A 26,235-nucleotide genomic window follows, 5' to 3' on the forward strand; every position below is an offset into this window, starting at 1 on the left:
GGCCGCAAGCCGAAGGGGGCCGCAGTGAGCGGCGCGCCGCGCGGCGCCGACGGCCGGTTCCGTAACACCGAGGCCTTCGAGCCCCGCGGCCTGGCCGACGTGCTGCGCTGGCAATGGCAGGCCCGGCGCGAACAGCAGGCCGCAGCACAGCCCACGCCGACCCAGCCTGCCGACCTCGACTTCCTCGCGCGCAACCGCGGCGGCGCGATCGGCCCGGCCGTGACCTGGCTGGGCCACGCCAGCGTGCTCGCCCAGTTCGGCGGCGTGAACCTGCTGACCGACCCGCATTGCAGCCACCGTGCCTCGCCGTTCTCGTTCACCGGCCCGCAGCGCGCGCAGCCTGCCGCCATCGCGCCGCAGGACATGCCGCCCATCGACCTCGTGCTGGTCTCGCACAACCACTACGACCACCTCGACGTCGCCACCGTGCAGGCGCTCGCGCGCCAGCCCGGCGGGCCGCCGCTGTTCGTCGTGCCGCTGGGCCTGAAGACCTGGTTCGCGCGCCGCGGCATCGCCGAGGTGCTGGAACTGGACTGGTGGCAGACCGCGCTGGCGCGCGGCGTGGAGCTCACGCTGACGCCCGTGCGCCACTGGTCCTCGCGCACGCTGGGCGACCGCATGGCCTCGCTGTGGGGCGGCTTCGCCGTGCTGGCGCCCGACATGCACCTGTACTTCGGCGGCGACACGGGCTATTCGCCGAGCAACTTCATCGACACGCGCGCGCACTTCGCCGGGCGCCAGAGTGCGGCGCACGGCGGCGGCTTCGACCTCGCGCTGCTGCCCATCGGCGCCTACGAGCCGCGCTGGTTCATGGCGCCCCAGCATGTGAACCCCGAGGAATCGGTGCGCATCCACCAGGAGCTCGGCGCCAAGCGCTCGCTGGGCATCCACTGGGGCACCTTCAAGCTGACCAACGAGCCGCTGGACGAACCGCCGCGCAAGCTGGCCGAGATGCTCCGCACCGCGGGCCTCACGGCGCAGGACTTCTGCGTGACGGCCATCGGCGAAACCCTGCGGCTCGCGCCGCGCACTCCCCTGCCTCCACCATGATCCACGACGACCTGCACTCCTACGAACCGCGCTCGGGCCATGACCTGCCACACGACCCGTTCAATGCCATCGTCGGGCCGCGGCCGATCGGCTGGGTGTCCACGCGCAGCGCGGCGGGACTCGTGAACCTCGCGCCCTACAGCTTCTTCAACGCCTTCAACTACGTGCCGCCCATCGTGGGCTTCGCGAGCATCGGCCGCAAGGATTCACTGGCCAACGTGGAGCAGACCGGCGAGTTCGTCTGGAACCTGGCCACGCGCCCACTGGCCGAGGCCATGAACGCGAGCTGCGCGGCCGTGCCGCCCGAAGTGAACGAGTTCGAACTGGCCGGCCTCACCCCCGTGCCGTCCGTGCGCGTCGCCCCGCCGCGCGTGGGCGAAAGTCCCGTGGCCTTCGAATGCAAGCTGTCGCAGCTGATCCGGCTGCAGGGCGCCGACGGCCAGGCCGTGGACACCTGGCTGGTGCTGGGCGAGGTGGTGCAGGTGCACATCGCGCGCACGCTGCTCAAGGACGGCATCTACGACACGGCCGCCGGCCAGCCCATCCTGCGCGGTGGCGGCCCGGCCGACTACTTCGGGCTGGGCGAGAAGTTCCTGATGCGCAGGCCGCGCTGAAATGCAAAGAGCCGCCCGAAGGCGGCTCCTTGCATGGGAGAAACGAAGCTCAGACTTCGCCGCCCACTTGCTGGCCGTGGCGCACGGCGTAGACGGCTTCGGCACGCACGGCGTCGCGGCTCAAGGTGCTCTTGGCGGTGGCGACCGCACCGGTGTCGGCGCCTTCGCCGTACTCGGGCAGCGTGCCGTTGCGCTCGGCCTGCAGGTACTCGGCACGCACGGCGTCGCGGGACAGGCCGCTCACGGTGCTGGAGACTTGCGGCACGTAGCCGACTTCACCGCTGATGTTGTCGCCCGCGAAGCTGGGGGCGGCAGCGAAACCGGCGGCGGCGATCAGGGCGGAGGCGAGGAGCTTGTTCATGATGGATTCCTTTCAACGGTGGACGGGACTTCTCAGTCGGCGGGGCTGGACACCATGTCTGCCCCGTCTCGATGAGTCGTCTTGCATGCGTCTCATCGATGGGTTGAATTGTGGAAGTCGCAGCACAAAAGAAAAACCGGCCTTCGCGCAATGGATCGTTTCCTTTGCAGAAACAAAAGAGCCGCCCGAAGGCGGCTCCTTGGCGGGGGACACGCGGCTTATTGCGCGTTCTGCAGCGCGGCGATGCGCTGTTCGATCGGCGGGTGCGTCGAGAACAGCTGGCCGATGCCACCGGCGATGCCGAAGGCCGCCACGCTCTTGGGCAGCTCGCCCGTGTGCAGGCCGCCCAGGCGGGCCAGCGCGTTGATCATGGGCTGCTTGCGGCCCATGAGCTGGGCGGCGCCCGCGTCGGCACGGAACTCGCGCTGGCGCGAGAACCAGGCCACGATGATGGCGGCCAGGAAGCCGAGCACGATGTCCAGCACGATGGTGGTGACCCAGTAGCCGATGCCGGGGCCCGAGTTCTCGTTGTCGCCGCGGCGCAGGAAGCTGTCCACCGCATAGCCGATCACGCGCGAGAGGAACACGACGAAGGTGTTCATCACGCCCTGGATCAGCGTCATGGTGACCATGTCGCCGTTGGCGATGTGCGCGACCTCGTGGCCGATCACGGCCTCGACCTCTTCGCGCGTCATGTTCTGCAACAGGCCGGTGGACACCGCGACCAGCGCCGAGTTCTTGAACGCGCCGGTGGCGAAGGCGTTCGGGTCGCCCGGGAAGATGCCGACCTCGGGCATGCCGATGCCGGCCTTGTCGGCGAACTTGCGCACGGTCTCGACGATCCAGCGCTCGTCGGCCGAGCCCGTGCCGTCGATCACCTGCACGCCCGAGCTCCACTTGGCCACGGGCTTGCTGATCAGCAGCGAGATGATGGCGCCGCCGAAGCCCATGATCAGCGCGAAACCGAGCAGCGCGCCGAGGTTCAGGCCATTGGCGGTGAGGTAGCGGTTGACGCCGAGCAGGCTGGCGACGACGCCCAGCACCACCACGACGGCGAGGTTGGTCAGGACAAACAGGACGATGCGTTTCATGGGTTCTCCGGGGGCGCCCTTCAATCAAAGTGGGGGGACGGTTGCGCACATGGGGGCAGTGTGCACAACCTCAAGCCGCGCCTGGCAATGTCCTTTGTTCTCGTACGTCTGAACACGGGGCGCGGCGAAAGACAAACGGGTCATCATAGAAGGATTCGTGTGCGTTCCCTGCGCACCACCCTGGTACGCCGAGCACCGGCAGCGGTGCGAAGGGCTTGGCCTCCCACGCGTCGGCAGCGATGGAAGCGGCCAGCCAGCGGTCGATGTCCGCTATCGAATCAAGAGCTTTCGGAGCCGCCAGCACGTGGGCGGTGAGGGGCTTGCGCGGGTGCTGGAGCTGCTCCAGCAAGCCGTGACCGAAGACCAGCAGGCGGGCCTGGGACCACAGCGCACGGCGCGTGACGAAAAGGCCGCGCCAGTCGCGCGCGCGCAGCGCATCCCACATGCTGCGTGGGGCCAACAGCAGCGCGCCGTTCTCGTCGAACAGCGTCAGCGCGTCGCGCAGGGGGCCGCGCCGCGAGTCTGCACCGCGCCGGGCGATCTCGGCTGCGTGCAGCGCGTTGAAGCGCCACTTCGTGCGCGGAAAGTGCAGCCACGACAGGCCATTGAGCAGGTCGTGCAGGTTCTCGCGCGTGGGGCACAGGCGCTGCGCGTGCAGCAGCGCCTCGTAGCCCTGGCCCGCGGACAGCGACTGCTGCGGCACGAAGCGGGGCTGGTCCGTGCCGGCGACGGCGTTCAGGGCCGCGTGCAATGGCAGGCCCTGACCCCTGGCGTTCTCGAGCGCGTGCCCCTGCGCGGCGTAGGGCTGCAGCCAGGGCCGGGACCAGTCCAGGCTCACGCCGGGTCGGGTGCCCAGCGCAGCTTGCGCGGCTGCGCCTGCGGCGTGAGTTCCACGCCGGGCACGTGCTTCTTGAGAAACTTGGACATCACGGCCTGGCGGCCCAGCAGCTTGGCCTCGCGCAGGCGCTTGGCGACTTCGCCGAAGTCGACCTCCTGGCCGTCGGCCACGCCCGGCAGTTCGCGCAGCAGGGCCTGCACGCGCTCGCTGAGCTCGGCTTCCTTGGCGGCGGCGGCAGCTGCACGGGCCGAGACCGCGGCCGCCTCGGGGGCCGTCGCCGGTGCAGACGCTGGCGCTGGCGCCGGCGCGGGCGCCGCTTCCACCACGGCCTTGGCGGCGCTCTTGCGGGCCGGCGTCTTCCGCGCGGCCGCCTTGCGCACCGGCGCGGGCGCCTCGACCGGTGCGGCGACCGCCACGACGCTGGCCGCCGCGCTGCGCCGCGCGCCGAGCAACACCACCTCGTCGTAGAAGCCGTGCACCTCGGGCGACATCTTGTTGGCCTGCGAGAAGCAGACCGTTCGCACGCCGCGCTCGCGCAGCCGCAGCACCAGCGGCGCGAAGTCCGCGTCGCCCGTGCCGATGGCCAGCACGCCCGGCTGGTATTGGGCGCACAGGTCCATGGCGTCCACGGCCAGGGCCATGTCGGTGGTGTTCTTGGCCAGCGGCAGGTTCACGCAGAGGTGGAAGGCGTACTCGCGCAGCACGCCGGCCAGGCCCCTGAGGTTTTCGGCGCTGCCATAGGCGCGGCGGACCGCCACCGGCCCGGCCAGCTGCGTCAGGTGCCGCACGGCCTGGGCCACCATCTCGGGTGCCGACAGGTTGTCGGCATCGATGAGCAGGACGACCGGGCCCGCAGGCACCACCGTGCTCATGCGAGGACCCGCCACGGCAGCACCTCGCCCGCGCGCAGCGGCTTGAGGTTGGCCTCGCCGTAGACGTAGCTGTCGGGCACCGTCCACTCCTCGCGCCGCAAGGTCACGGTGCCCTGGTTGCGCGGCAGGCCGTAGAAGTCGGCGCCGTGGAAGCTCATGAAGCCTTCCAGCTTGTCCAGCGCCCCGGCCTTGTCGAAGGCCTCGGCGTACATCTCCAGCGCCGCATGCGCGGTGTAGCAGCCCGCGCAACCCGTGGCGTGCTCCTTGAGGTGCGCCGCATGCGGCGCGCTGTCGGTGCCCGCGAAGAACTTGGGACTGCCGCTGGTGGCGGCCTCGACCAGTGCCACACGGTGCGTCTCGCGCTTGAGCACGGGCAGGCAGTAGTAATGCGGACGGATGCCGCCCGTGAAGATGGCGTTGCGGTTGTACAGCAGGTGGTGCGCCGTGATGGTGGCGGCGGTGTTGGCATCGGCGCTGCCCACGTACTGCGCGGCCTCGCGCGTGGTGATGTGCTCCATGACGATCTTGAGCCCGGGGAAATCGCGGCGCAACGGGATCAGCTGCTGGTCGATGAAGGCGGCCTCGCGGTCGAACAGGTCCACGCTCTGGTCGGTCACCTCGCCGTGCACGAGCAAGAGCATGCCCTCGCGCTGCATGGCTTCGAGCACGGGGTAGACCGTGCGCAGCCCGGTCACGCCCGCATCGCTGTTGGTGGTGGCCCCGGCCGGGTACAGCTTGGCCGCCACGACACCGGCCGCACGCGCACGGCCGATCTCTTCGGGCGCGATCTGGTCCGTGAGGTACAGCGTCATGAGCGGCTCGAAGGCCGCGCCCTGCGGCAGGGCCGCCAGGATGCGCCCGCGGTAGGCCACGGCCTGGTCGGTCGTGGTGACGGGCGGGCGCAGGTTGGGCATGACGATGGCGCGCGCGAACTGCGCGGCGCTGTGCGGCACCAGCGTGCGCAGCACTTCGCCGTCGCGCAGGTGCAGGTGCCAATCGTCGGGGCGGGTCAGCGTCAGGGTGTCGGTGGTGGCTTGCATGGGGCGGATTCTCCCATCGCACCTCCATGTGAAGGCGCGCCTCCATAGAATCGAACATCGATATTCATAACAACGCAATCGCACGCACCGAGTTGGATCACCGATGCAACCCGGTGGTGCATTCCAGACCCGATGGCCACACGCAAGCCCACCGCGGCGCCCGCGCCCAAGGTCGACGAGGACAAGCCCGCCGACCCCCTGTTCAACCAGTCGCTGGAGAAGGGCCTGGCCGTGCTGCGCGCCTTCGACGCCTCGCACCGCACGCTGACGCTCGCGGAACTGGCCGAGCTGACCGGCATGACCAAGGGCTCGGCCCAGCGCACCGTGCACACGCTGCAAGTGCTGGGCTACGTGGGCAAGCACCCGCGCACGCGGCGCTTCCAGCTGCTGCCGCGCGCCATGGAGATCGGCGCCAACTACCTCGTGGGCCATCCGCTGGTGCAGGTGTCGCACCCCTACCTGGCGCAGCTGACCCATGCCAGCGGCGAGACCGCCAACGTGACGGAGCCGGTGGGCACCGACATGCTCTACCTCGCGCAGCTCACGACCTCCAAGCACATCCCGGTGTTCACGCCCGTGGGCATGCGCATCCCCATGTACTGCAGCAGCTGCGGCCGGGCCTGGCTCAGCATGCTGCCGGACGAGCAGGTGCGCCAGATCCTGCAAACCTCGCCGCGCCCCGCGCGCACGCAGCACACGCTGACCGACGTGGATGCCATCCTCGAGCAGGTGCGCCAGTGCCGCCAGGTCGGCTACGCCACCAATAGCGAGGAGCTGTTCCTGGGCGACATGGGCCTGGCCGCGCCGCTGGTGGACCGCCAGGGCCAGCCCGTCGGCGCGCTGCACCTGTCGCCACCGACCAGCCGCTGGACCATGGAGGAGGCGCGCCAAAAGCTCGCGCCCATGCTGATCGAAAGCGCGCGGGCGATCTCGAGCACGATCGCGTTCTGACGCTCAGACCACCGAGGCCGCGGCCACCTCCGTCGGCACCGAAGCGTGCGGATCACGCGGCGGCGCCGTGACGATGGAGGTCACCGCCGGTTCGGCCATGCGCAGCCGCGCGATGTCCGGCCGTGGGCGGCGCAGCCGCGGGTCGGCCGCGAAGGCCTGCTCCAGCGCCTGGGCCGCGTCCAGCAGCCGCAGGTCGCCGCGGAAGGGGCCCACCACCTGCAGGCCGAACGGCATGCCACGCGCGTCCACGCCGCAAGGCAGCGTGATCGCCGGGTTGGTCGCGAGCGTCACCACATAGGTCAGCGCCAGCCAGCGGTAGTAGTTCTCCTGGGGCTTGCCGTCGACCTCGGCCGCGTAGAGCTGGGTCCAGGGGAAGGGCGAGACCGGCGTGGTCGGCGACAGCACGAGGTCGTAGGAAGCGAAGACCCGCTGGAAGCGCTGGATGATGCGCGTCTGCTCGGTCTGCGCCCAGGCCGCGTCGCGCAGACTCATGCGCACGCCCATCTCGTAGTTGGCGCGGGGGTTGGGGCCCAGGCTGTCCGGGTCGCGTTCGTAGGTGGCACGCATGCCGGCGACGAAGGCCTCGGCGCGCAGCACGTCGAAGCAGCGGTGCACCTCGCCCAGCTCGAAGCGCACCTCGTCGCAGGCCGCGAACAGGCCACGCATGGCGGCCATGCGCTCGCGCATGGTGCTGCGCACCAGCGGGTCCACGTCGCAGGCGTCGAAGTCCTCGGTCCAGGCCACGCGCAGGCGCGACAAGTCCAGCGGCGCAGCGTGCAGGAAGGCCAGCGGGTCCAGCGGATGGCTCAGCGGATCGCCCGGGTGCGGGCCGGCCGTGGCAGCCAGCTGCAGCCGGCAGTCGGTGACGTCGCGCCCCATGGGGCCGACCACCGAGATCGGCGACCAGCCGAGCGGCTTGCGCACGCTGGGCACCACGCCGGGCGAAGGCCGCAGGCCCACCACGCCGCACTTGGCGGCCGGGATGCGCAGCGAGCCGCCCGTGTCCGAGCCGGTGCACACGGGTAGCATGTCCAGCGCCAGCGCGGCCGCCGAGCCGCCCGAGGAACCGCCCGCGTTGAGGTTGGGATCGAAGGGATTGCCGGTCGCGCCCCAGACCGGGTTGCGGCTGTTGGCCCCGGCGCCCATCTCGGGCACGTTGGTCTTGCCGACCACGATGGCGCCGGCCGCGCGCAGCCGGCGCACCAGTTCCACGTCCTGCGCCGGCACATGGTCGCGCAGGCTGGGCGTGCCCGAGGTGGACAACAGGCCTTGGGTGGGCTCCAGGTCCTTCACGCCCAGCGGCAGGCCGTGCAGCAGGCCCAGCGGTTCGCCGCGCAACACGGCCTGCTCGGCCGCGCGGGCCTCGGCGCGCGCACGCGCGTAGCAGGTGGCTGTCACGGCGTTGACGAAGGGATTGAGCTGCTCGATGCGCGCGATGCAGGCCTCCAGCAGTTCGACGGGCGAGAGTTGGCGAGCGCCGATCAGGCGGCGCAGTTCGATGGCGGATTGCTCGACCAGCATGGGATCAATCGGCCTTGATGTCGGCACGTTGGGCCACGGCGCGCATCAGCGGCAGCTCCTTCTCGATCAGCGCGGCCGATGCGGCCGAGCCCGAGAACAGCGGCTCGGCGCCGTTGGCGCGCAGCTGCGCCGCAACCGACGGCAGGGCGACGCTGCGGGCCAGCGCGCTCTCCAGCTTCTGGCGCACGGCGGCGGGCAGGCCCTTGGGCGCAACGACCATGATCCAGGTGTCGGCATCGATGTCGGGGTAGCCCGATTCCGCGAAGGTGGGCACCTCGGGCAGCTGCGAGGAGCGCTTGGCGGTGGTCACCGCGATGGCCCTGACCTTGCCGGCCTTGAGTTGCGGCAAGGCGGCCGTGACCGTGTCCACCGAGAACGGCACCTGCCCGCCGATCAGGTCGGTCATGGCCGGTGCGCTGCCCTTGTACGGCACGTGCAGCGCCTTGGCGCCGATGGCGCGCAGCACGATCTCGCCCGTGAAGTGCGCCGTCGAGCCCGAGCCGAAGGAAGCGTAGGCGTACTTGTCGGGGGCTGCGCGCAGCGCCGCCACGAACTCCTTGACGTTGTGCACGGGCACGTTGTTGTTGGCCAGCACGATGAGCGGGATGCGCGCCACCACGGCGATGGGGTCGAAGCTCTTGACCGCGTCGTAGGGCAGGTTCGTGCGGATCGCCGGGTTGGCCGTGAAGGTGGAGCCCGAACTGATCAGCAGCGTGTGGCCGTCGGGCTGCGCCTTGGCCACCATGCCGGCCGCGATGGCCGTGCCGGCGCCGGGCCGGTTGTCGATGACGACGGGCTGGCCCAGGGCCTCGGACAGCTGCTGGCCCATGAGCCGGCCCACGGTGTCGGCGCTGCCGCCAGGCGGGAACGGCACGACCAGCGTGATGGGCTTGCTCGGGTAGACGCTCTGCGCCAGAGCGGGAACGGCGGCCTGCGCAGCGGCCAGGCTGGCGACGGCCAGGGCAGCACGGCGGGAGAAGCAAGCAAGAGGCATGGGCGGAACCTGGGTGGCGAGCGGATGGGGGCATCGTAGGAACGGCATTGCCGTGCAGCAAGCACAATGCATGGAAACCTTCGTTGCCCATATCGCAACGCAACCGGAGCCCGAGCGCCATGCCATCCACCCCTGTTCGCCGCCCACGCGCCCGCCGCGGCCTGAACCAGCGCGTGCTGCAGGAGGTGGCGCTGCGCCACTTCCTCGAGGTGGCGCGCGCCGGCTCGGTCACCGAGGCCGCGGCGCGGCTGGAGGTGGCGCCCTCGGCTGTGAGCCGCCAGATCGGCCGGCTCGAGCAGGAGCTGGACACGCTGCTGTTCGAGCGGCGCGCGCGCGGCATGGTGCTCAACAGCGCGGGCGAGCTGCTCGCCGCCCACGCGCGGCGCGCCTGGCTGGACATCGAACGCGTGGCCGACGAGATTCTCGCCCTGCGCGGCCTGCGCCAGGGCGAGGTGCGCATCGTCGCTACCGAGGGCTTCGCCTACGACTTCCTGCCCTCCCTGGTGGCCGGATTCCAGCAGCGCAACCCGGGCATCCGCTTCACGCTGGACATGTCGGTGCAGAGCGAAGTCAGCCGCCGCGTGCGCGAAGGCCAGGCCGACCTGGGCGTCACGGTGTCGCTGCGGTCGGAGCGCGGCATCGACGTGGTGCTGCGCCACCCGGCGCCCATCCTGGCCGTGGTGGCCGCCGGCCATGCGCTCGCGGCGCGGCGCCATCTGGCACTGGCGCAGTTGGTCGCGCACCCGCTGGCCTTGCCCGCGGCCAGTTCCACGCTGCGGCAGCTGCTGGACATCAGCGCCAGCCGCCAGGGCCTGGCGCTGGAGGCGGCCATGACCAGCGACCACCTGTACCCGCTGATCCAGTACGTGGCCCACACCCAGGCCGTCACCTTTTGCGGCGAACTGGCGCTGCGCCAGCTGCTGCACAGCGGCAGCATCGCCGCCGTGCCGCTGCGCGACCGCGAGATGAACGAGCGCCACTTCGAGGTGCAGGCCATGGCCGGGCGGCACCTGCCGGAGGCGGCACGCGCCTTCGTCGCCCACCTGCGCGAGGCGCTGGAGCGCGACGCATGAGGGACGCCGGGCCCCTGCGTTGCGCCACCGGCAACGCAGGCTTGCCCGTCGCCGCATTGGCGCATGGCATGCCAGACGACACAATGGACCAGGACTTCCCGCAACTCCATCCCGCACCCCCGATGTCGATGCCGCCTGCCCTCCCCTCCCCCCAGCCCCCCTGCCGCAACGGGCGGCCATGCCTGTCCGGCGGGTGGTCGGCATGAGCGCGACAGTGCTGGTCCTGGGTGCCGGCATGGTCGGCACCTGCACCGCGATCCACCTGGCGATGCGCGGCCACAGCGTGGTGCTGGCCGACCGGCGCGCGCCCGGCGAAGAAACCTCCTACGGCAATGCCGGCCTGATCCAGCAGGAGGCCGTCGAGCCCTATGCCTTTCCGCGCGAAGCCGCCAAGCTGCTGCGCGTGGCCCTCAAGCGCGGCATCGACGTGAACTACCACGCCGCGGCGCTGCCCGGCCTGGCCGGCCCGCTCGCACGCTACTGGCAGGCCTCCGGGCCGGCGCATTACCCGGCCATCGCCCAGGCCTATGCGCGCTTCATCGCGCAGGCCATCCCCGAGCACGCGCCGCTGATCGCCGCGGCCGGTGCCGACGACCTCGTGCAGCGCACGGGCTACCGCTGGGTGTTCCGAGAACAAGCCACCATGGCCGAGGCCCTGGCCCGCGCACAGCGCCTGCACCGCGACTACGGCGTGCAGCACCACGCCATGGACGCCGGCGCGCTGGCGGCGGCCGAACCGGCGCTCAAGCTCCGGCTGGCGGGCGCCATCCATTGGCCGCAGCCCTGGGCCGTCGCCGACCCCGGCGCCCTCGTGGCGCGCTATGCGGCGCATTTCGCGCGGCTGGGCGGGCGCATCGTGCAGGCCGACGCTGCCACGCTGCAGGCACGGGGCGCGGGCTGGGCCGTGCAGAGCGCCGACGGCCTGCTGGATGCCGAGCATGCCGTGGTGGCCCTGGGCCCCTGGGCCGACACGCTGCTGCGCCCGCTGGGCTACCGGCTGCCGCTGTTCGTCAAGCGCGGCTACCACCGCCATTACCGGGGCGGCCCGGTGCCCACCATGCCCTGGCTGGACGCGGACCGCGGCCTCGTCGTCGCGCCCATGCAGCGCGGCGTGCGCGTGACCACCGGGGCCGAATTCGCGCCGCGCGATGCGGCGTCGACCCCCCGGCAGATGGCCGGCGCCGAAGCCGCGGCGCGCGAGCTGCTGGACCTACCGCAGCCCGTGGAGCCCCAGCCCTGGCGCGGCGCGCGGCCCTGCACGCCGGACATGCTGCCCGTGGTCGGCCCCGCCCCGCGCCACCGCGGCCTGTGGTTCAACTTCGGCCATGCGCACCAGGGCTTCACGCTGGGGCCGGCGAGCGGGCGGCTGCTGGCCGAACTCATCGACGGCAGCGCGGCGCCTATGGTCGATCCGGCGCCCTATGCGCCGGGACGCTTCGGGGCTTAGCCCGCGCGCTCCAGCATCGCCAGCAGCAGCACATTGGCGCCGGCCTCGATGTGCTCGGGCAGCGCATTCTCGATCTCGTTGTGGCTGATGCCGTCCTTGCAGGGCACGAAGACCATGCCGGTGGGCGCGACCTGGGCCACGTAGACGGCGTCGTGGCCTGCGCCGCTGACCACATCCATGTGCGGCAGGCCGAGCAGCTCGGCCGCGCGGCGCACGCTGGCCACGCAGGCTGCGTCGAAGTGGCAGGCGTCGAACTGCACGACCTGGCGCAGTTCGACGGCGACGCGCGTGTCGCCGGCGATCTGCACCAGCTGTGTGCGCAGCGCGGCCTCCATGCGGTCCAGGCCCTCGTCCGTGAGGTTGCGCAGGTCGACCGAGAAGTGCACCTCGCCCGGGATCACGTTGCGTGAATTGGGCAGCACCTGCAGGTGGCCCACCGTGCCGCGCCCGTGCGGGGCCTCGGCCAGCGCGATGCGGTGCACGGCCTCGACCATGCGCGCGGCGCCCAGCATGGCGTCGCGCCGCAAGGCCATGGGCGTGGGGCCGGCATGCGCGTCCATGCCGGTCACGGTCACGTCGAACCAGCGCTGGCCCAGCGCGCCGCTGACCACGCCGATCGGCAGGCCCGCATCCTCCAGCACCGGGCCCTGCTCGATGTGGGCCTCGAAGTAGGCGGCATAGCCGCCGCCCGGCACCTCGCCGCAGGCGTGCTCGCCCAGGTAGCCGATGCGGCGCAGTTCGTCGCCGACCGCCAGCCCCGCCCCATCGACCTGCGCGCGCACGAAATCGGGCAGGAATACGCCTGCGAATGCACCGGAACCCATCATGACCGGCGTGAAGCGCGTGCCCTCCTCGTTGGTCCAGACGACGACCTCGAGTGGCGCACGCGTGGCGATGCCATGGTCGTTCAGCGTGCGCATGACCTCCAGTCCGGCCAGCACGCCGAAGTTGCCATCGAACTTGCCGCCCGAGGGCTGGGTGTCGATGTGGCTGCCCGTGGCCACGGCGCGGGCCTGCGGATCCGTGCCCGGGCGGCGCGCGAACATGTTGCCGACCTCGTCCACGCGCACGTCCAGGCCGGCCTCGCGGCACCAGGCCGCCACCTGGTCGCGGCCGGCGCGGTCCGCGTCGGTCAGCGCGATGCGGCAGACGCCGCCCTTGGGCGTGGCGCCGATGCGGGCCAGGTCCATCAGCGAACGCCACAGGCGCGCACCGTCGATGCGCAGCCCGACGTTGGCCATGGTGCCGACCGTTGCGGCGGAAGGGGTGAGAACGGACGAATCCATGCTGCTTGCTCCAAAGTGGGGAATGAACGCCAGCGGGAAAGCGCGAATTGGCAGACCGTCCTGGCGAAGCAATAAACGGACCGCACACCTATGCAATCAATATTAGTTGACCGATTTTCGATGCACAGAAAATCATTTCATCAACATGAAAATCGATTATCGATATTCAGGGGCTGACCTGGCACACCGCTTGCTAAACGGACCTGGACCGTCATCCGTCATCCACCGCCCGTACCCCACAGGAGATCCCACGTGAACCTTGCACTCCCTTCTTTCGCGCTGAAGTCCGTGACCGCAGGCGCCGCACTGTGCCTGCTGTCGCTGGCCGGCACCGCCCAGGCGCAGGAAAAGACGCTGCGCATCGCGATGACCGCCGCCGACATCCCGCGCACGCTGGGCCAGCCCGACCAGGGCTTCGAAGGCAACCGCTTCACCGGCATCCCCATGTACGACGCGCTCACGCAGTGGGACCTGTCCAAGGCCAACGGCCCCAGCGTGCTGATCCCGGGGCTGGCGACCGAGTGGGCCGTGGACGCCAAGGACAAGACCAAGTGGGTGTTCAAGCTGCGCCCGGGCGTCAAGTTCCATGACGGCTCGGCCTTCAACGCCGACGCCGTGGTCTGGAACGTGCGCAAGGTGCTCGACAAGAGCGCCCCGCACTTCGACGCCAGCCAGGTCGGCGTGACGGCCTCGCGCATGCCCACGCTGGTCTCGGCCCGCAAGATCGACGAGCTCACCGTGGAGCTGACCACCAGCGAGCCCGATTCCTTCCTGCCGCTGAACCTGACCAATCTGTTCATGGCCTCGCCCGCGCACTGGGAAGCCAAGCTCAAGGCCGTGCCGGCCAGCGTGGCCGACCCGGCCGAGCGTGCCAAGCAGGCCTGGACGGCCTTCGCCTCCGACGCCTCGGGCACCGGCCCGTTCAAGATGACGCGCTTCGTGGCGCGCGAGCGCCTGGAAGTGGCGGCCAACAAGGCCTACTGGGACCCCAAGCGCACGCCCAAGATCGACAAGGTCGTGATGCTGCCCATGCCCGAGGCCAACGCGCGCACGGCCGCGCTGCTGGGCAACCAGGTGGACTGGATCGAGGCACCCGCACCCGACGCCATGCCGCAGATCACGCAGCGCGGCTACAAGATCTATTCCAACGCCCAACCGCACGTGTGGCCCTGGCAGCTCTCGTTCGCCGAAGGCTCGCCCTGGCTGGACAAGCGCGTGCGCCAGGCCGCCAACCTGTGCGTGGACCGCGCGGGCTTGAAGCAGTTCCTGGGCGGCATGATGGCCGAGCCCAAGGGCACGGTGCCGCCCGGCCACCCCTGGTGGGGCAACCCCAAGTTCGACATCAAGTACGACGTGAAGGCGGCCCAGGCGCTCATGGCGCAGGCCGGCCACACGGCGGCCAAGCCGCTCAAGGTCAAGGTGCAGATCTCGGCCTCGGGCTCGGGCCAGATGCAGCCGCTGCCCATGAACGAGTTCGTGCAGCAGTCGCTCAAGCAATGCTTCTTCGACGTGCAGTTCGACGTGATCGAATGGAACACGCTGTTCACGAACTGGCGCCGCGGCGTCAAGGACCCTACCGCCAACGGTGCCAACGCGATCAACGTGAGCTTCGCGGCCATGGACCCGTTCTTCGCCATGGTGCGCTTCGCCTCGACCAAGACCTACCCACCGGTCTCCAACAACTGGGGCTACTACGGCAACGCCGAGGTCGACAAGCTGATCAGCGATGCGCGCACGACCTTCGACGACAAGGGCCGCGACGCCGCGCTGGCCAAGCTGCACGCCCACCTGGTCGATGACGCAGCCTTCATCTGGATCGCCCACGACGTGGGCCCGCGCGCCATGTCGGCCAAGGTCAAGAACGTGGTGCAGCCGCAGAGCTGGTTCATCGACATCGCGACGATGACCATGGATTGATGCTCCGCCCCCGGCCGCGCGCCCTGCGGCCGGGCATTCCCTCCGCCAGCTTCCAGCCAGCCCCGCCATGCTCGCCTACATCCTGCGCCGCATCGTCTACGCCATTCCCATCATGCTGGGCGTGGCCCTGGTCTGCTTCGCGCTGGTGCACCTCGCGCCGGGCGACCCACTCGTCTCCATCCTGCCGCCCGACGCCTCGGCCGAGCTGCAGGCCCAGTTGCGCGAGCTGTACGGCTTCAACCGGAGCCTGCCCGAGCAGTTCGCCAGCTGGGTCTGGCGCGCGCTGCAGGGCGACCTGGGCACCTCGATCGCCACCAGCCGACCGGTCGCGGGCGAGGTCCTCAAGGCGGTGGGCAACACGCTGCGGCTGGCCGTGGTCGCAACCCTCATCGGCTTCGTGTTCGGCTGCCTGTTCGGTTTCGTGGCCGGCTACTTCCGCGGCTCCTGGGTCGACCGCGTCGCCTCGGTGGTCTCGGTGCTGGGCGTGTCGGTGCCTCACTACTGGCTCGGCATGGTCATGGTGATCGTGTTCTCCTCGCTGCTGGGGTGGCTGCCGGCCACGGGCGCGGGGCCAAGCGGTTCCGACCAGTGGCACTGGAACTGGGAGCAGCTGCAGTTCCTGATCCTGCCGGCCATCACCATGTCGGTGATCCCCATGGGCATCATCGCGCGCACGGTGCGCGCGCTGGTGGCCGACATCCTCGAGCAGGAGTTCGTGCTGGGCCTGCGCGCCAAGGGGCTCACGCACTTCGGCGTGTTCTGCCACATCGTCAAGAACACGGCGCCCACGGCGCTCGCGGTCATGGGCCTGCAGCTGGGCTACCTGCTGGGCGGCTCGATCCTGATCGAGACGGTGTTCTCGTGGCCCGGCACGGGCTTTCTGCTGAACTCGGCGATCTTCCAGCGCGACCTGCCGCTGCTGCAGGGCTCCATCCTGGTGCTGGCCATGTTCTTCGTGGTGCTCAACCTGGTCGTGGACATCGTGCAGACGCTGCTGGACCCGCGCATCGCGCGCGGCTGAACGAAGGAGAAGAACCATGTCCGCCGTCCTCTCCCCCTCCGCTGTGGCCGTCGAGCCGCTGCCGGCCCAGCGCTCGCGCGGCTACTGGGCCTCGGTCTGGCTGCGCTTTCGGCGCGACCCGGTTGCCGTGGGCGCCGCCTGCGTCGTGCTGCTGCTGATCGCAGTGGGCCTGTTCGGCGCCTGGCTCGCGCCGGCCGACCCGTACCAGGCCTCGATGCTGAACCGGCTCAAGCCCATCGGCACCCCCAACTACCCGCTCGGCAGCGACGAGCTGGGCCGCGACATGCTCTCGCGGCTGATCGTGGGCGCGCGGCTGTCGCTCTTCATCGGCATCACACCGGTGCTGTGCGCCTTCGTGATCGGCTCGGTCATCGGCATCGTGGCCGGCTACGCCGGCGGCGCCGTCAACAGCGTGATCATGCGCACCATCGACGTGTTCTACGCCTTCCCTTCGGTGCTGCTGGCCATCGCGTTGTCGGGCGCCTTGGGTGCCGGCATCCTGAACTCGCTGATCTCGCTGACCATCGTGTTCATCCCGCAGATCGCGCGCGTGGCCGAGGCCGTGACCACCCAGGTGCGCGGGCGCGACTACGTGGAGGCCGCGCGCGCCTCGGGCGCCAGCGCCTTCACCATCGTGCGCGTGCACGTGCTGGGCAATGTGCTGGGGCCGATCTTCGTGTACGCCACCAGCCTGATCGCGGTCTCCATGATCCTGGCCTCGGGCCTGTCCTTCCTGGGCCTGGGCGTGAAGCCGCCGGAGCCCGAGTGGGGCCTGATGCTCAACACGCTGCGCACGGCCATCTACGTGCAGCCCTGGATCGCCGCGCTGCCCGGCGTGATGATCTTCATCACCTCGATCTCGTTCAACCTGCTCTCGGACGGGTTGCGCACAGCCATGGACAACAAGGGGTGAGCACGATGACCACAGAACTGCTGGCCGCCGCCGCCACGCTGGAGCATGCCGACGAGATCGGCGGCCCGGCCCAGCCGCTGCTGACCATCCGTGGCCTGACCAAGCACTTCGCGCTCAAGGGCGGCGTGCTGCCGGGCGCGCCGCGCAAGGTGGTGCGCGCCGTGGACGGCGTGGACTTCGAGGTGCTCAAGGGCGAGACGCTGGGCGTGGTCGGCGAGTCCGGCTGCGGCAAGTCCACCACCGCACGGCTGCTCATGCAGCTGATCGCCCCGAGCGCGGGCGAGGTGGTGTTCGACGGCCGCACCGTGGGCAGCCGCGAACTGCCGCTCAAGGAGTTCCGGCGCCAGGTGCAGATGGTGTTCCAGGACAGCTACGCCTCGCTGAACCCGCGCCTGACCATCGAGGACTCCATCGCCTTCGGCCCGCAGGTGCACGGCGTCTCCACCCGCGAGGCCGTGGCACGCGCCCGCGATCTGCTGGCCCGCGTGGGGCTGGAGCCCGGGCGCTTCGCCGAACGCTATCCGCACGAGCTCTCGGGCGGGCAGCGCCAGCGCGTGAACATCGCCCGCGCGCTGGCGCTGCAGCCGCGCATGGTGATCCTGGACGAGGCCGTCTCGGCGCTGGACAAGTCGGTCGAGGCCCAGGTGCTGAACCTGCTCATGGACCTCAAGGCCGAGTTCGGCCTGACCTATGTGTTCATCAGCCACGACCTCAACGTGGTGCGTTTCATCAGCGACCGCGTGATGGTGATGTACCTGGGCCGCGTGGCCGAGGTCGGCCCTGCGGACGCGTTGTTCGACGACCCGGCCCACCCCTACACGCGGGCGCTGCTGTCGTCCATGCCGTCCATGGACCCGGACCACCGCACCGAGGAGGTGCCGTTGGCCGGCGACCCGCCCAACCCGATCGACCCGCCCTCGGGCTGCCGCTTCCATCCGCGCTGCCCGCAGGCCGCAGCCGTGTGCAACCGCACCGAACCCCAGCGCGTCGTGCGCGCGCAGCAGTCCGTCGCCTGCCTGATCCACCAGGCCGGTAGTGGCCATCCCCTCGCGAGCCTGGCATGAGCACCTCCACCGAACCCTTCGTCCGCCTGCGCGACCTGCACGTCACCTTCACGGGTGGCCGCAAGCCCGTGCAGTCCGTCAACGGCGTGAACCTGGACCTGCGCCAGGGCGAGGTCGTCGCGCTGATCGGCGAGTCCGGCTCGGGCAAGAGCGTGACCATGCGCACGCTGCTGCGCCTGCACCCGCCGCGGCGCAGCCAGGTCACGGGCGAGGTGCGCGTGGCCGGCCGCGACGTGCTGGCCATGTCCGAGCGCGAACTGGCCGACTACCGCGGCAAGATGGTCTCCATGATCTTCCAGGAGCCGCTGCTGGCGCTGGACCCGGTCTACCCCGTGGGCGCGCAGATCGTCGAGTCGATCCGCCGGCACGAGCCCGTGTCCAAGGCCGAGGCGCACCAACGCGCGCTCGCCCTGTTCGAGCGCGTGCGCATCCCCAGCCCCGAACGCCGGCTGCAGGCCTACCCGCACGAGATGTCGGGCGGCATGCGCCAGCGCGCCATGATCGCGCTGGCCCTGGCCTGCAAGCCGCAGGTGCTGCTGGCCGACGAACCCACGACGGCGCTGGACGCCACCGTGCAGATCCAGATCCTGCTGCTGCTGCGCGAACTGCAGCGCAACCTGAACCTGTCGGTGCTGTTCGTCACGCACGACATCGGCGCGGCCGTCGAAGTGGCCGACCGCATCGCCGTGATGTATGCCGGCCGCATCGTCGAGGAAGGCACGGCGCGCGAGCTGATCCGCGCGCCGCGCCACCCCTATACCGTGGCCCTGCTCAAGAGCCGCGCCCACGGCGCGCTGGCCAAGGGCGCGCGGCTGGAGACCATTGGCGGCGCGCCGCCCGACCTGGCCGCGCTGCCGCCGGGCTGCGCCTTCGCCGCGCGCTGCAGCCTGGCCGAGGCTGCCTGCCTGCAGACCCGGCCCGAACCCGTCACACTGGCGCCGGGCCACCGCGCCCGCTGCCTGCGCACCGATGCCGTGGCCGCACTCGCGCCCGTGGCGGTCGGTTGAACCCACCCGGAGATTCCCACGATGCCCATGCACGATCCCGCCCACGCCTTCGTCCCCTACCCCGACGTGCCCGTCCCGGCGGCGCCCACCGGCCCCTTGACGGGCCTGAGCTTCGCGGTCAAGGACCTCTACGACGTCGCGGGCTACCCGACCGGTGGCGGCAGCCCCTTCGTGCTGGCCATGTCCGGCATCAAGACGCGCAGCGCGCCCGTGGTGCAACAGCTGCTGGACGCCGGCGCGCGCTTCGTCGGCAAGACCGTGACCGACGAGCTGGCCTTCTCGATGAACGGCAACAACGCGCACTTCGGCGCGCCCATCAACGGCGCGGCGCCGGAGCGCATCACGGGCGGCTCGTCCTCGGGCTCGGCGTCCGCCGTGTCGTCGAAGCTGTGCGATTTCGCGCTGGGCAGCGACACGGGCGGCTCGGTACGCGCGCCGGCCAACCACTGCAGGCTCTACGGCATCCGGCCCACGCACGGCCGCATCAGCCTGGAGGCCACGCTGGACCTCGCGCCCAGCCTGGACACCTGCGGCTGGTTCGCGCGCGACGTGCAGACCTTCGCGCGCGTGGGCGCCGTGCTGCTGGGCGACGATCCGACGCCGCTGCCGGCCAAGGTCCGGCTGCTGCGCCCCAGCGACGTCTGGTCACTGGTCGAGGCGCCCGTGGCCGACGCGTTGGCCGAGGCCGTGGCCCGCACCGAGCAGGCCTTCGGCCCGGCCGCGGACTGCCGCGTGGCGCTCGAGTCCTGGGACGCGATGTACTGGAACTTCCGCTACATCCAGGCGCGCGAGGCCTGGCTGACCGACGGCCCGCTGATCGAGCGCTTCGCGCCGCCGCTGGGCCCCGGCGTGGCCGAGCGCTTCGCCTGGTCGCGCGGGGTGACCGACGCCCAGGTGCAGGCCGCACGCGCCTTCCGCGAGAAGTTCCGCGGCCTGCTGGCCACGCTGCTCGGTCGGGACGGCGTGCTGCTCATGCCCACCATGCCCGACATCGCGCCGCTGCGCAGCGAGGGCGAGGCGGGCCTGGAGACCTACCGCAACCGCGCGATCCAGATGCTGTGCATCGCCGGGCTGTCGGGCTTTCCGCAGATCTCGCTGCCGCTCGCGCAGCGCGAGGGCGCGCCGCTGGGGCTGTCGCTGCTGGGCCCGGCGGGCGCGGACCGCTCGCTGATCGCGCTGGCCGAACGGCTCGCTTGAGCGCGACCGCGCGTGAAGGGCTCGCGCAACGCGCTGGTCTCGCTGCGCGTGTTCGTGGCCGCGGCGCAGCGCCTCAACTTCAGCCGCACGGCCGAGGACCTGCACCTCACGCAGAGCGCCGTCAGCAAGCATGTGCAGGCGCTGGAGTCCAAGCTCGGCGTGGCCTTGTTCAAGCGCACGCCGACGGGCCTGCGCATCACCTACGCCGGCGCCGTCTACTTGGAGAAGGTGGCGGCCGCGCTGCGGCTGATCGACGAGGCCGATGCCGCGGTCGCGCATCCCGACGCGCGCGTGAACCTCAACATCGCGGTGTCGCCCTCGTTCGCGCAGTACGTGCTGATCCCGCGTCTGCGCGCCTTCTTCGCACTGCACCCCGAGGTGCGGCTCAACATCCGACCGCGCCTGCTGTCGCCACGCGACAAGGGCGAGCGCTTCGACGCCGAGATCCAGCTGCACACGGGCCACGTCAGCGGCATGCAGAGCCGTTACCTGTGCGGCCATGAGATGGCCCTGGTGGCCGCGCCGTCGCTGCTGGACGGCCACCGGCTCACCACACCGCAGGACCTGTCCGCCCTCACGCTGCTCAAGCGTGCGCAGCGCGGCTACGGCTGGGACGACTGGCGTGCCGCCATGGCCCCCCACTGGCCCGGCCCGGGGCCGCAGGCGCCCGAGTACGAAGGCTTCTCGGTGCTGATGCCTGCGCTGCTGCACGGCCTGGGCGCCGCCATCGTGCCGCTGTGCCTGGTGGCGGACCCCTTGCGCGAAGGCCGCCTGGTGCGCCCCTTCGGAGAGAGCGTGGCCGGCCGCTACGGCTACCACCTGATGCTGCCGCAGCCGCACTCCGGCGGCCTGTACCTCGAGAGCTTTTGCAACTGGGTGGCCGGCATGGCCGGCGACCTGGCCCTGCCTGCCGCCCGCCATTCCTGAGTGGAATGGGGGATGCCCATTCGTCGCTTGGCGCCTGCGCCAGCGCTGCGAAGAATCGCCGATTCCTTCTCTTCCTGCCACACCATGCGACGCCACTTTCTCCGCGCGCTGCCGGCCCTGGCCCTGGCGATGACCAGCCTGGCCGCGCAGGCACAGCCCTACCCCAGCCAGCCCGTCAGGATCGTCGTGCCGTACTCGCCCGGCGGCAGCTCCGACGTGCTGGCCCGCGCCATCGGCGACGAACTCGGCAAGGCGCTGGGCCAGGCCGTCATCGTGGACAACCGCCCCGGTGCGGGCTCCATGCTGGGCACCCAGTTCGTCGCGGGCGAGAAGGCCGACGGCCACACGCTGCTGCTGGCCGATGTGCCTTTCGCCATCGTGCCGGCGCTGTACCGCGAGCGCGTCAAGTACCACGTGGAGCGCGACTTCGCGCCGGTCGCGCTGCTGGGCGTGTCCCCGGCCTACCTGTTCGTCAACGCCGATGCGCCGCAGCGCAGCGCCGCCGACCTCGTGCAGGCTGCCAAGGCCGCGCCGGCCACGATCTCGATCGGCTCGGGCGGCAACGGGTCGCTCACGCACATGATGGCCGAGCTGTTCATGGGATCGACCGGCGCCCAGCTCGTGCACGTGCCCTACAAGGGCGCGGGCGCGGCCATCACCGACCTCGCGGCCGGCCAGATCCAGTCCGGCTTCACCACCATGGCCAGCGCCAGCGGCCTGTACCGCGCCGGCAAGCTGCGCGCGCTGGCCGTGACCAGCCCCGAGCGGCAGAAGGCCACGCCCGACGTGCCGACCTTCGCCGAAAGCGGCATCGCCCACATGACGGTGCAGAGCTGGTGGGGCCTGGTGGCGCCGGCCGGCACCAGCGCCGAGGTGCGCCAGCGCCTGTCCGGTGCCATGCGGCAGGTGCTGCAGATGCCAGCCGTGCGCGCGCGCTTCGCGACCGCTGGCGTGGAGGTGCCGGCCGACACCGGCGCTGCCGCGCTGCAGAAGTACGTGCAGGAGGATCTCGCGCGCTGGCGCGAGGTGGTGCAACGGGCCGACATCCGCATCCCATGACGCCCGAACTCCTAGCGGCTGGCAACCAGCCTGCCGGGTGGCTCGATGCCGCCGCGGCCGATGCGGCCTTGCTGCCCGACTTCGCGCGGCTGTGCGCCTTCGGCGGCCGGCTGGCCGGCAGCGGGGGCGACGAGGCCGCACTGGCCTGGGCACTGGAACGCCTGGCCCCGCTGGGCGGACAGGTACGCCGCGTGCAGGTGCCGTACGCCGGCTGGCGCGCAGAGCGCGCCGAGCTGCTGCTGCCCGGCGCGAGCACACCGCTCGCCTGCCGCGCGCTGCTGCGCTCGGCCTCCACCCCACCCGAGGGCCTCGTCGCCGAAGTGCTCGATCTGGGCCAGGGCCGTGCGCAGGACTTCGCGGCCGCCGGCGCGCGGCTGCGCGGGCGCATCGCACTGGTGCGGCACGAGTACCCATTCTCGGCCGCGCACCTGCACCGCCGCCGCAAGTACGACATGGCCATGGCGCAGGGCGCCGCGGCCTTCCTGATCGCCAACCCCTTGCCCGACCACGGTCTGCTGTCGGGCTCGTCCGGCCGGCCGCCGGGTGGCGCCGGCATCCCGGCGGCCTACATCGACCACGCGGCGGCCAGCCGCTTGGCCAGTCTGCCGGCCGGCCAGTCCGTGCGGCTCACGGTACTGGGCCACGAGCAGCCGGGCGCCCAGGCCGGCGTGGCGGTCTGGGACCTGGCCGGCGAGCGTGCCGAACGCATCGTCATCAGCGCCCACATCGACGGCCATGACCTGGGCTGCAGCGCGCTGGACAACGCCACCGGCGTGGCCGTGGCGCTGGCCGCGGCGCGGGCGCTGGCGCCGCGCATCGGCCGCGGCAGCAACAGCCTGCGGCTGTGCCTGTTCTCGGCCGAGGAATGGGCGCTGGCCGGTTCGGCCGAATACCTGCGCGGCCTGCCCGCCGACGAACGCGCGACGCTGAAGCTCAACCTGAACCTGGACACCGTGGCCGGCGACGACCGCCTGACCGCGCTGACCAGCGGCTTCGCGGGCCTGGCACCGCTCGTGGAGGCCGCAGGCCGGCTGGCCGGCGTGCCGGTGGGCGTGCACCTGCCCCTGATGCCCAACTCGGACCACGCCAACTTCGCCGCGGCCGGGGTGCCGGCCCTGCGGCTGCTGGCCGGCTTCGAGCGGCCGGCATCGCGCGTGCGCCACATCCTGTCGGCGCACGACCGGCCCGAGGTGGTGCGGCCCGACGAGCTGCGCCAGGCCGTGCGTGTGACCTGCGCCATGGCGGCACTGGGCCTGGCCGCCGACGCGCCGGCCCTGGGGGCCCTGGCGGCCTGATCAGGCCGGCGCGGCGCCCACCAGATCCTGCAGCGTCTCGCGAAAGCGCCGCGCCGCGGGCTTCTCGCGCTCGGCGCGCCAGGCCAGCGCCAGGCCGATCTCCACGTCGGCGCCCGGCCCTTGCAGCGGGCGGAACACGATGTGGCGCGTGGCATGGCGCGCCGCCACCGAAGGCACCAGCGCCACGCCCAGGCCGCTTTCCACCAGGCTCACCACGGTCTGCACCTGCACGGCCTCCTGCTGCACGCGCGGCACGAAGCCGGCCTGCTGGCAGGCCAGCAGCGCCATGGCGTGCAGACCGGGCACGGCCTCGGCACCGAACAACACGAAGGGCTCGTCCTGCAGCTCGGCCAGCGCCACGCGGCGGCGCCGCGCGAGCCGGTGCGTAATGGGCAGCGCCGCGACGAAGCGGTCGCGCTCGATCGGCAGGATCTGCAGGGCCAACGCGCGCACCACCGGAAAACGCAACAGCGCGGCATCCACATCGCCCTGCTGCACGTCGTCGATCAGGCGGCGCGTGGTCGATTCGGTCAGCGCCAGCTGCACCTCGGGATAGCGCGCGCGGAACACCGGCATGACCTGCGGCATCAGCGCGTAGGTTGCAGATCCCACGAAGCCGATGCGCAGGCTGCCGGCCTCGCCGCGCGCGGTGGCGGCGGCCACGCGGCCGAACTGCTCGGTGTGGAACAGCGCACGCCGCGCGTCCTCCAGCGCCGCGGCACCGGCCGCCGTCAGCGCAGTGCCGCGGCGCGTGCGCTCGAACAGCTGCACGCCCAGCTGCTCCTCGAGCCGGCGGATCGAGGCCGACAGCGGTGGCTGCGACATGTGCAGCTGCTCGGCGGCGCGGTGGTAGTTCAGCGTTTCGGCCACGGCGACGAAGTGGCGCAGTTGTCGGGAGTCCATTGATACGGTTGGGCTATCACAGGCAGAGAAAGAAATATTAGACGCGACACAGCGGCCGCCGAACAATCCGCGCCCATTCCCATCCCCATGGAGACAAGACGATGGCGCCGCTCAAGGGCCTGCGCGTGCTGGACCTGTCCAGCGTGATCTTCGGCCCGCTGGCCAGCCAGCTGCTGGCCGACTACGGCGCCGAGGTCGTGAAGATCGAGCCGCCCGAGGGCGACTCCACGCGCCACACGGGGCCCGCGCGCGAGGACGGCATGGCCGCGATGTTCCTGGGCGCCAACCGCAGCAAGCAGAGCGTGGTGCTGGACCTGAAGCAGCCGGCCGCGCGCGAGGCCTTGCAGGCCCTGCTGGCCACGGCCGACGTGTTCATGCACAGCATGCGGCCGCAGAAGCTCGCGGCCCTGGGCGTGGACCCCGGCACGCTGCGCACGCGCTTCCCGCGCCTGGTCTATGCCAGCCTGCTCGGCTTCCTGCCCGGGCCCTACGCGGGCCGCCCGGCCTACGACGATGTGGTCCAGGGCATGTCGGGCCTGGCCGACCTCATGGCACGCCAGGGCAGCGACACCCGCTACCTGCCGACCATCGCGGCCGACAAGACCTGCGCCCATGTGGCGGCCCATGCCATCCTGGCCGCGCTGTGGCAGCGCGAGCGCACGGGCGAAGGTGCGCACGTGGAGGTGCCGATGTTCGAGTCCATGGTGGGCTTCAACCTGGTCGAGCACTTCTACGGCCAGCACTTCGAACCGCCGCTGTCCGGCGCCGGCTACCCGCGCGTGCTGGCCCCATGGCGCCGGCCCTACCGCACGGCGGACGGGCACGTGGCCATGATGCCCTACACCGACCAGCACTGGCAGCGCTTCTTCACCGAGGTCGGCGCACCCCAGCATGCGGCCGATCCGCGCTTCGTCGGCATCGCGAACCGCACGCGCCACATCGCCGAACTGCTGGAGCTGGCTTCGACCTACGTGGCGCGCGAGAGTACGGCCCACTGGCTCGCCACCTGCGAGCGGCTGGAGATCCCGGCCGCGCCGATCGCGCGCCTGGACGCACTGCCGCAGGACCCGCACCTGGCGGCCACCGGCTTCTTCGAGACCGTCACCGACAGCGCGATGGGCCAGCTCCGCTTTCCCGGCACGCCCGTGCGCTTCGACGGCGGGCGCCAGCCGGTGGCCCTGCCTCCGCGGCTGGGCCAGCACACGCGCGCGCAGCTGGCCGCGGCCGGCCTCGCGCCACCACAGATCCAGGCCCTGATCGACCAGGGCGCCGCCCGCAGCCATCCCACCGGAGATACCGCATGAACAGCCCCGCCGCCATCGACCGCAGCCTGCCCCGCCTGGGCCAGGGCTTCGTCTGGCAGGACCTCACGGTCGGCCAGCGCCTGCGCACCTTCGCGCGCACCGTGACCGAGACCGACCTCGTCAACTTCATCGGCGTGACCGGCATGCTGGAGGCCATCTTCATCGAAGAAGGCTACGAAGGCGCCGCCATGGCCGGCCGGCCCGTGCCGGGCGCGCTGACCTACGCGCTGATCGAGGGCTTCATCCTGCAGACCATGATCCAGGGCACGGGCCTGGCCATGCTGGAGCTGCACCAGAAGATCCTCGCGCCCGTGCTCGTGGGCGACACCATCGAGGCGCAGATCGAGGTCACCGGCATCAAGCCCACGTCCAGAAGCGGCCGCGCCGTCGTCGATTCTCGCATCGACGTGTTCAACCAGCGCGGCGTGCTGGTCATGACCTACACCGCCACGCGGCTGCTGGCCGGGCGCCCCTGAGACACCACACAACC

At 71.4% G+C, this 26,235-nt stretch carries 25 protein-coding genes; 16 read left to right on the forward strand and 9 right to left on the reverse strand.

Features of this window, described 5'->3' with window-relative positions:
• Positions 1–24 precede the first annotated feature (24 nt).
• Both IE209_RS07265 and IE209_RS07270 read left to right on the forward strand, forming a co-directional pair.
• Positions 25–1,050 (forward strand): MBL fold metallo-hydrolase, encoded by a 1,026-nt coding sequence (locus IE209_RS07265; protein WP_229882721.1) that lies wholly within the window; start codon positions 25–27, stop codon positions 1,048–1,050.
• Positions 1,047–1,664 (forward strand): flavin reductase family protein, encoded by a 618-nt coding sequence (locus tag IE209_RS07270; protein WP_229882722.1) that lies wholly within the window; start codon positions 1,047–1,049, stop codon positions 1,662–1,664. Before IE209_RS07265 ends, IE209_RS07270 begins: the two co-directional genes overlap by 4 nt.
• Positions 1,665–1,713: 49 nt before the next feature.
• On the opposite strand, the gene IE209_RS07275 is transcribed toward IE209_RS07270, so the two are convergent.
• From IE209_RS07275 to pyrC, 5 genes are all read right to left on the reverse strand, one after another.
• Positions 1,714–2,025 (reverse strand): DUF4148 domain-containing protein, encoded by a 312-nt coding sequence (locus IE209_RS07275; protein WP_189686286.1) that lies wholly within the window; start codon positions 2,023–2,025, stop codon positions 1,714–1,716.
• A 218-nt stretch (positions 2,026–2,243) separates the two neighbouring features.
• On the reverse strand, positions 2,244–3,116 hold the full coding sequence (htpX, locus tag IE209_RS07280; RefSeq protein ID WP_145550718.1) for a protease HtpX: 873 nt from the start codon (positions 3,114–3,116) through the stop codon (positions 2,244–2,246).
• Positions 3,117–3,186: 70 nt separating this feature from the next.
• Entirely contained in the window at positions 3,187–3,954 is a 768-nt protein-coding gene (locus IE209_RS07285; RefSeq protein ID WP_189686287.1) for a DUF3025 domain-containing protein, read from the reverse strand.
• Entirely contained in the window at positions 3,951–4,826 is an 876-nt protein-coding gene (locus IE209_RS07290) for an NYN domain-containing protein (RefSeq protein WP_189686288.1), read from the reverse strand. The genes IE209_RS07285 and IE209_RS07290 overlap by 4 nt, the downstream gene beginning before the upstream one ends.
• Entirely contained in the window at positions 4,823–5,866 is a 1,044-nt protein-coding gene (pyrC, locus tag IE209_RS07295; RefSeq protein WP_189686289.1) for a dihydroorotase, read from the reverse strand. The genes IE209_RS07290 and pyrC overlap by 4 nt, the downstream gene beginning before the upstream one ends.
• Before the next feature lie 132 nt (positions 5,867–5,998).
• On the opposite strand from pyrC, the gene IE209_RS07300 reads away from it, so the two are divergent.
• Entirely contained in the window at positions 5,999–6,817 is an 819-nt protein-coding gene (locus IE209_RS07300) for an IclR family transcriptional regulator (RefSeq protein ID WP_189686290.1), read from the forward strand.
• 3 nt (positions 6,818–6,820) lie between these two features.
• Here IE209_RS07300 and IE209_RS07305 read toward each other — a convergent pair whose 3' ends face one another.
• Both IE209_RS07305 and IE209_RS07310 read right to left on the reverse strand, forming a co-directional pair.
• Positions 6,821–8,338 carry an amidase gene (locus tag IE209_RS07305; RefSeq protein ID WP_189686291.1) on the reverse strand — a complete coding sequence of 506 codons (1,518 nt, stop codon included), beginning with the start codon at positions 8,336–8,338 and terminating at the stop codon, positions 6,821–6,823.
• A 4-nt stretch (positions 8,339–8,342) separates the two neighbouring features.
• Positions 8,343–9,332, reverse strand: coding sequence for a Bug family tripartite tricarboxylate transporter substrate binding protein (locus IE209_RS07310; protein WP_189686292.1), 990 nt, complete (start codon positions 9,330–9,332; stop codon positions 8,343–8,345).
• 119 nt (positions 9,333–9,451) lie between these two features.
• Here IE209_RS07310 and IE209_RS07315 point away from each other — a divergent pair, with 119 nt between their 5' ends.
• Positions 9,452–10,405, forward strand: a complete 954-nt coding sequence (locus tag IE209_RS07315; RefSeq protein ID WP_189686293.1) for a LysR family transcriptional regulator — start codon at positions 9,452–9,454, stop codon at positions 10,403–10,405.
• Positions 10,406–10,607: 202 nt separating this feature from the next.
• Positions 10,608–11,852: an NAD(P)/FAD-dependent oxidoreductase gene (locus IE209_RS07320; protein WP_189686294.1), complete on the forward strand. Its 1,245-nt coding sequence runs from the start codon at positions 10,608–10,610 to the stop codon at positions 11,850–11,852.
• Here the strand turns inward: IE209_RS07320 and IE209_RS07325 are convergent.
• Positions 11,849–13,093, reverse strand: a complete 1,245-nt coding sequence (locus IE209_RS07325) for a Zn-dependent hydrolase (RefSeq protein WP_189686422.1) — start codon at positions 13,091–13,093, stop codon at positions 11,849–11,851. The two genes, IE209_RS07320 and IE209_RS07325, sit on opposite strands and share 4 nt — an antisense overlap.
• A 297-nt stretch (positions 13,094–13,390) precedes the next feature.
• Between IE209_RS07325 and IE209_RS07330 the strand changes: the two genes are divergently transcribed.
• The 9 genes from IE209_RS07330 to IE209_RS07370 all read left to right on the forward strand — a co-directional run bounded on the left by IE209_RS07330 (position 13,391) and on the right by IE209_RS07370 (position 23,538).
• Complete coding sequence (locus IE209_RS07330; protein ID WP_189686295.1) at positions 13,391–15,055, forward strand: ABC transporter substrate-binding protein; 1,665 nt, start codon at positions 13,391–13,393, stop codon at positions 15,053–15,055.
• 67 nt (positions 15,056–15,122) lie between these two features.
• Positions 15,123–16,076, forward strand: coding sequence for an ABC transporter permease (locus IE209_RS07335; protein WP_189686296.1), 954 nt, complete (start codon positions 15,123–15,125; stop codon positions 16,074–16,076).
• Between the two features lie 16 nt (positions 16,077–16,092).
• Positions 16,093–16,989 (forward strand): ABC transporter permease, encoded by an 897-nt coding sequence (locus IE209_RS07340; protein ID WP_189686297.1) that lies wholly within the window; start codon positions 16,093–16,095, stop codon positions 16,987–16,989.
• 5 nt (positions 16,990–16,994) lie between these two features.
• A complete protein-coding gene (locus IE209_RS07345; protein ID WP_229882723.1) occupies positions 16,995–18,053 on the forward strand; it encodes an ABC transporter ATP-binding protein in 1,059 nt (352 codons plus the stop codon).
• Entirely contained in the window at positions 18,050–19,060 is a 1,011-nt protein-coding gene (locus tag IE209_RS07350; RefSeq protein WP_189686298.1) for an ABC transporter ATP-binding protein, read from the forward strand. Before IE209_RS07345 ends, IE209_RS07350 begins: the two co-directional genes overlap by 4 nt.
• Positions 19,061–19,081: 21 nt before the next feature.
• Positions 19,082–20,257 carry an amidase gene (locus tag IE209_RS07355; protein ID WP_189686299.1) on the forward strand — a complete coding sequence of 392 codons (1,176 nt, stop codon included), beginning with the start codon at positions 19,082–19,084 and terminating at the stop codon, positions 20,255–20,257.
• 12 nt (positions 20,258–20,269) lie between these two features.
• Positions 20,270–21,184: a LysR substrate-binding domain-containing protein gene (locus IE209_RS07360; protein ID WP_189686300.1), complete on the forward strand. Its 915-nt coding sequence runs from the start codon at positions 20,270–20,272 to the stop codon at positions 21,182–21,184.
• An 84-nt stretch (positions 21,185–21,268) separates the two neighbouring features.
• Positions 21,269–22,243, forward strand: a complete 975-nt coding sequence (locus tag IE209_RS07365; RefSeq protein ID WP_189686301.1) for a Bug family tripartite tricarboxylate transporter substrate binding protein — start codon at positions 21,269–21,271, stop codon at positions 22,241–22,243.
• The gene (locus IE209_RS07370) at positions 22,240–23,538 is read left to right on the forward strand and encodes a M28 family peptidase (RefSeq protein ID WP_189686302.1); all 1,299 of its coding nucleotides are present in this window, start codon (positions 22,240–22,242) and stop codon (positions 23,536–23,538) included. Before IE209_RS07365 ends, IE209_RS07370 begins: the two co-directional genes overlap by 4 nt.
• On the opposite strand, the gene IE209_RS07375 is transcribed toward IE209_RS07370, so the two are convergent.
• Entirely contained in the window at positions 23,539–24,441 is a 903-nt protein-coding gene (locus tag IE209_RS07375) for a LysR family transcriptional regulator (RefSeq protein ID WP_189686303.1), read from the reverse strand.
• 101 nt (positions 24,442–24,542) lie between these two features.
• On the opposite strand from IE209_RS07375, the gene IE209_RS07380 reads away from it, so the two are divergent.
• Both IE209_RS07380 and IE209_RS07385 read left to right on the forward strand, forming a co-directional pair.
• The gene (locus IE209_RS07380; protein ID WP_189686304.1) at positions 24,543–25,745 is read left to right on the forward strand and encodes a CaiB/BaiF CoA transferase family protein; all 1,203 of its coding nucleotides are present in this window, start codon (positions 24,543–24,545) and stop codon (positions 25,743–25,745) included.
• The gene (locus tag IE209_RS07385; protein WP_189686305.1) at positions 25,742–26,221 is read left to right on the forward strand and encodes a MaoC family dehydratase; all 480 of its coding nucleotides are present in this window, start codon (positions 25,742–25,744) and stop codon (positions 26,219–26,221) included. The genes IE209_RS07380 and IE209_RS07385 overlap by 4 nt, the downstream gene beginning before the upstream one ends.
• Positions 26,222–26,235: the final 14 nt, after the last annotated feature.

It is taken from the genome of Pseudorhodoferax aquiterrae (assembly GCF_014652235.1).
GTDB lineage: Bacteria > Pseudomonadota > Gammaproteobacteria > Burkholderiales > Burkholderiaceae_C > Pseudorhodoferax > Pseudorhodoferax aquiterrae.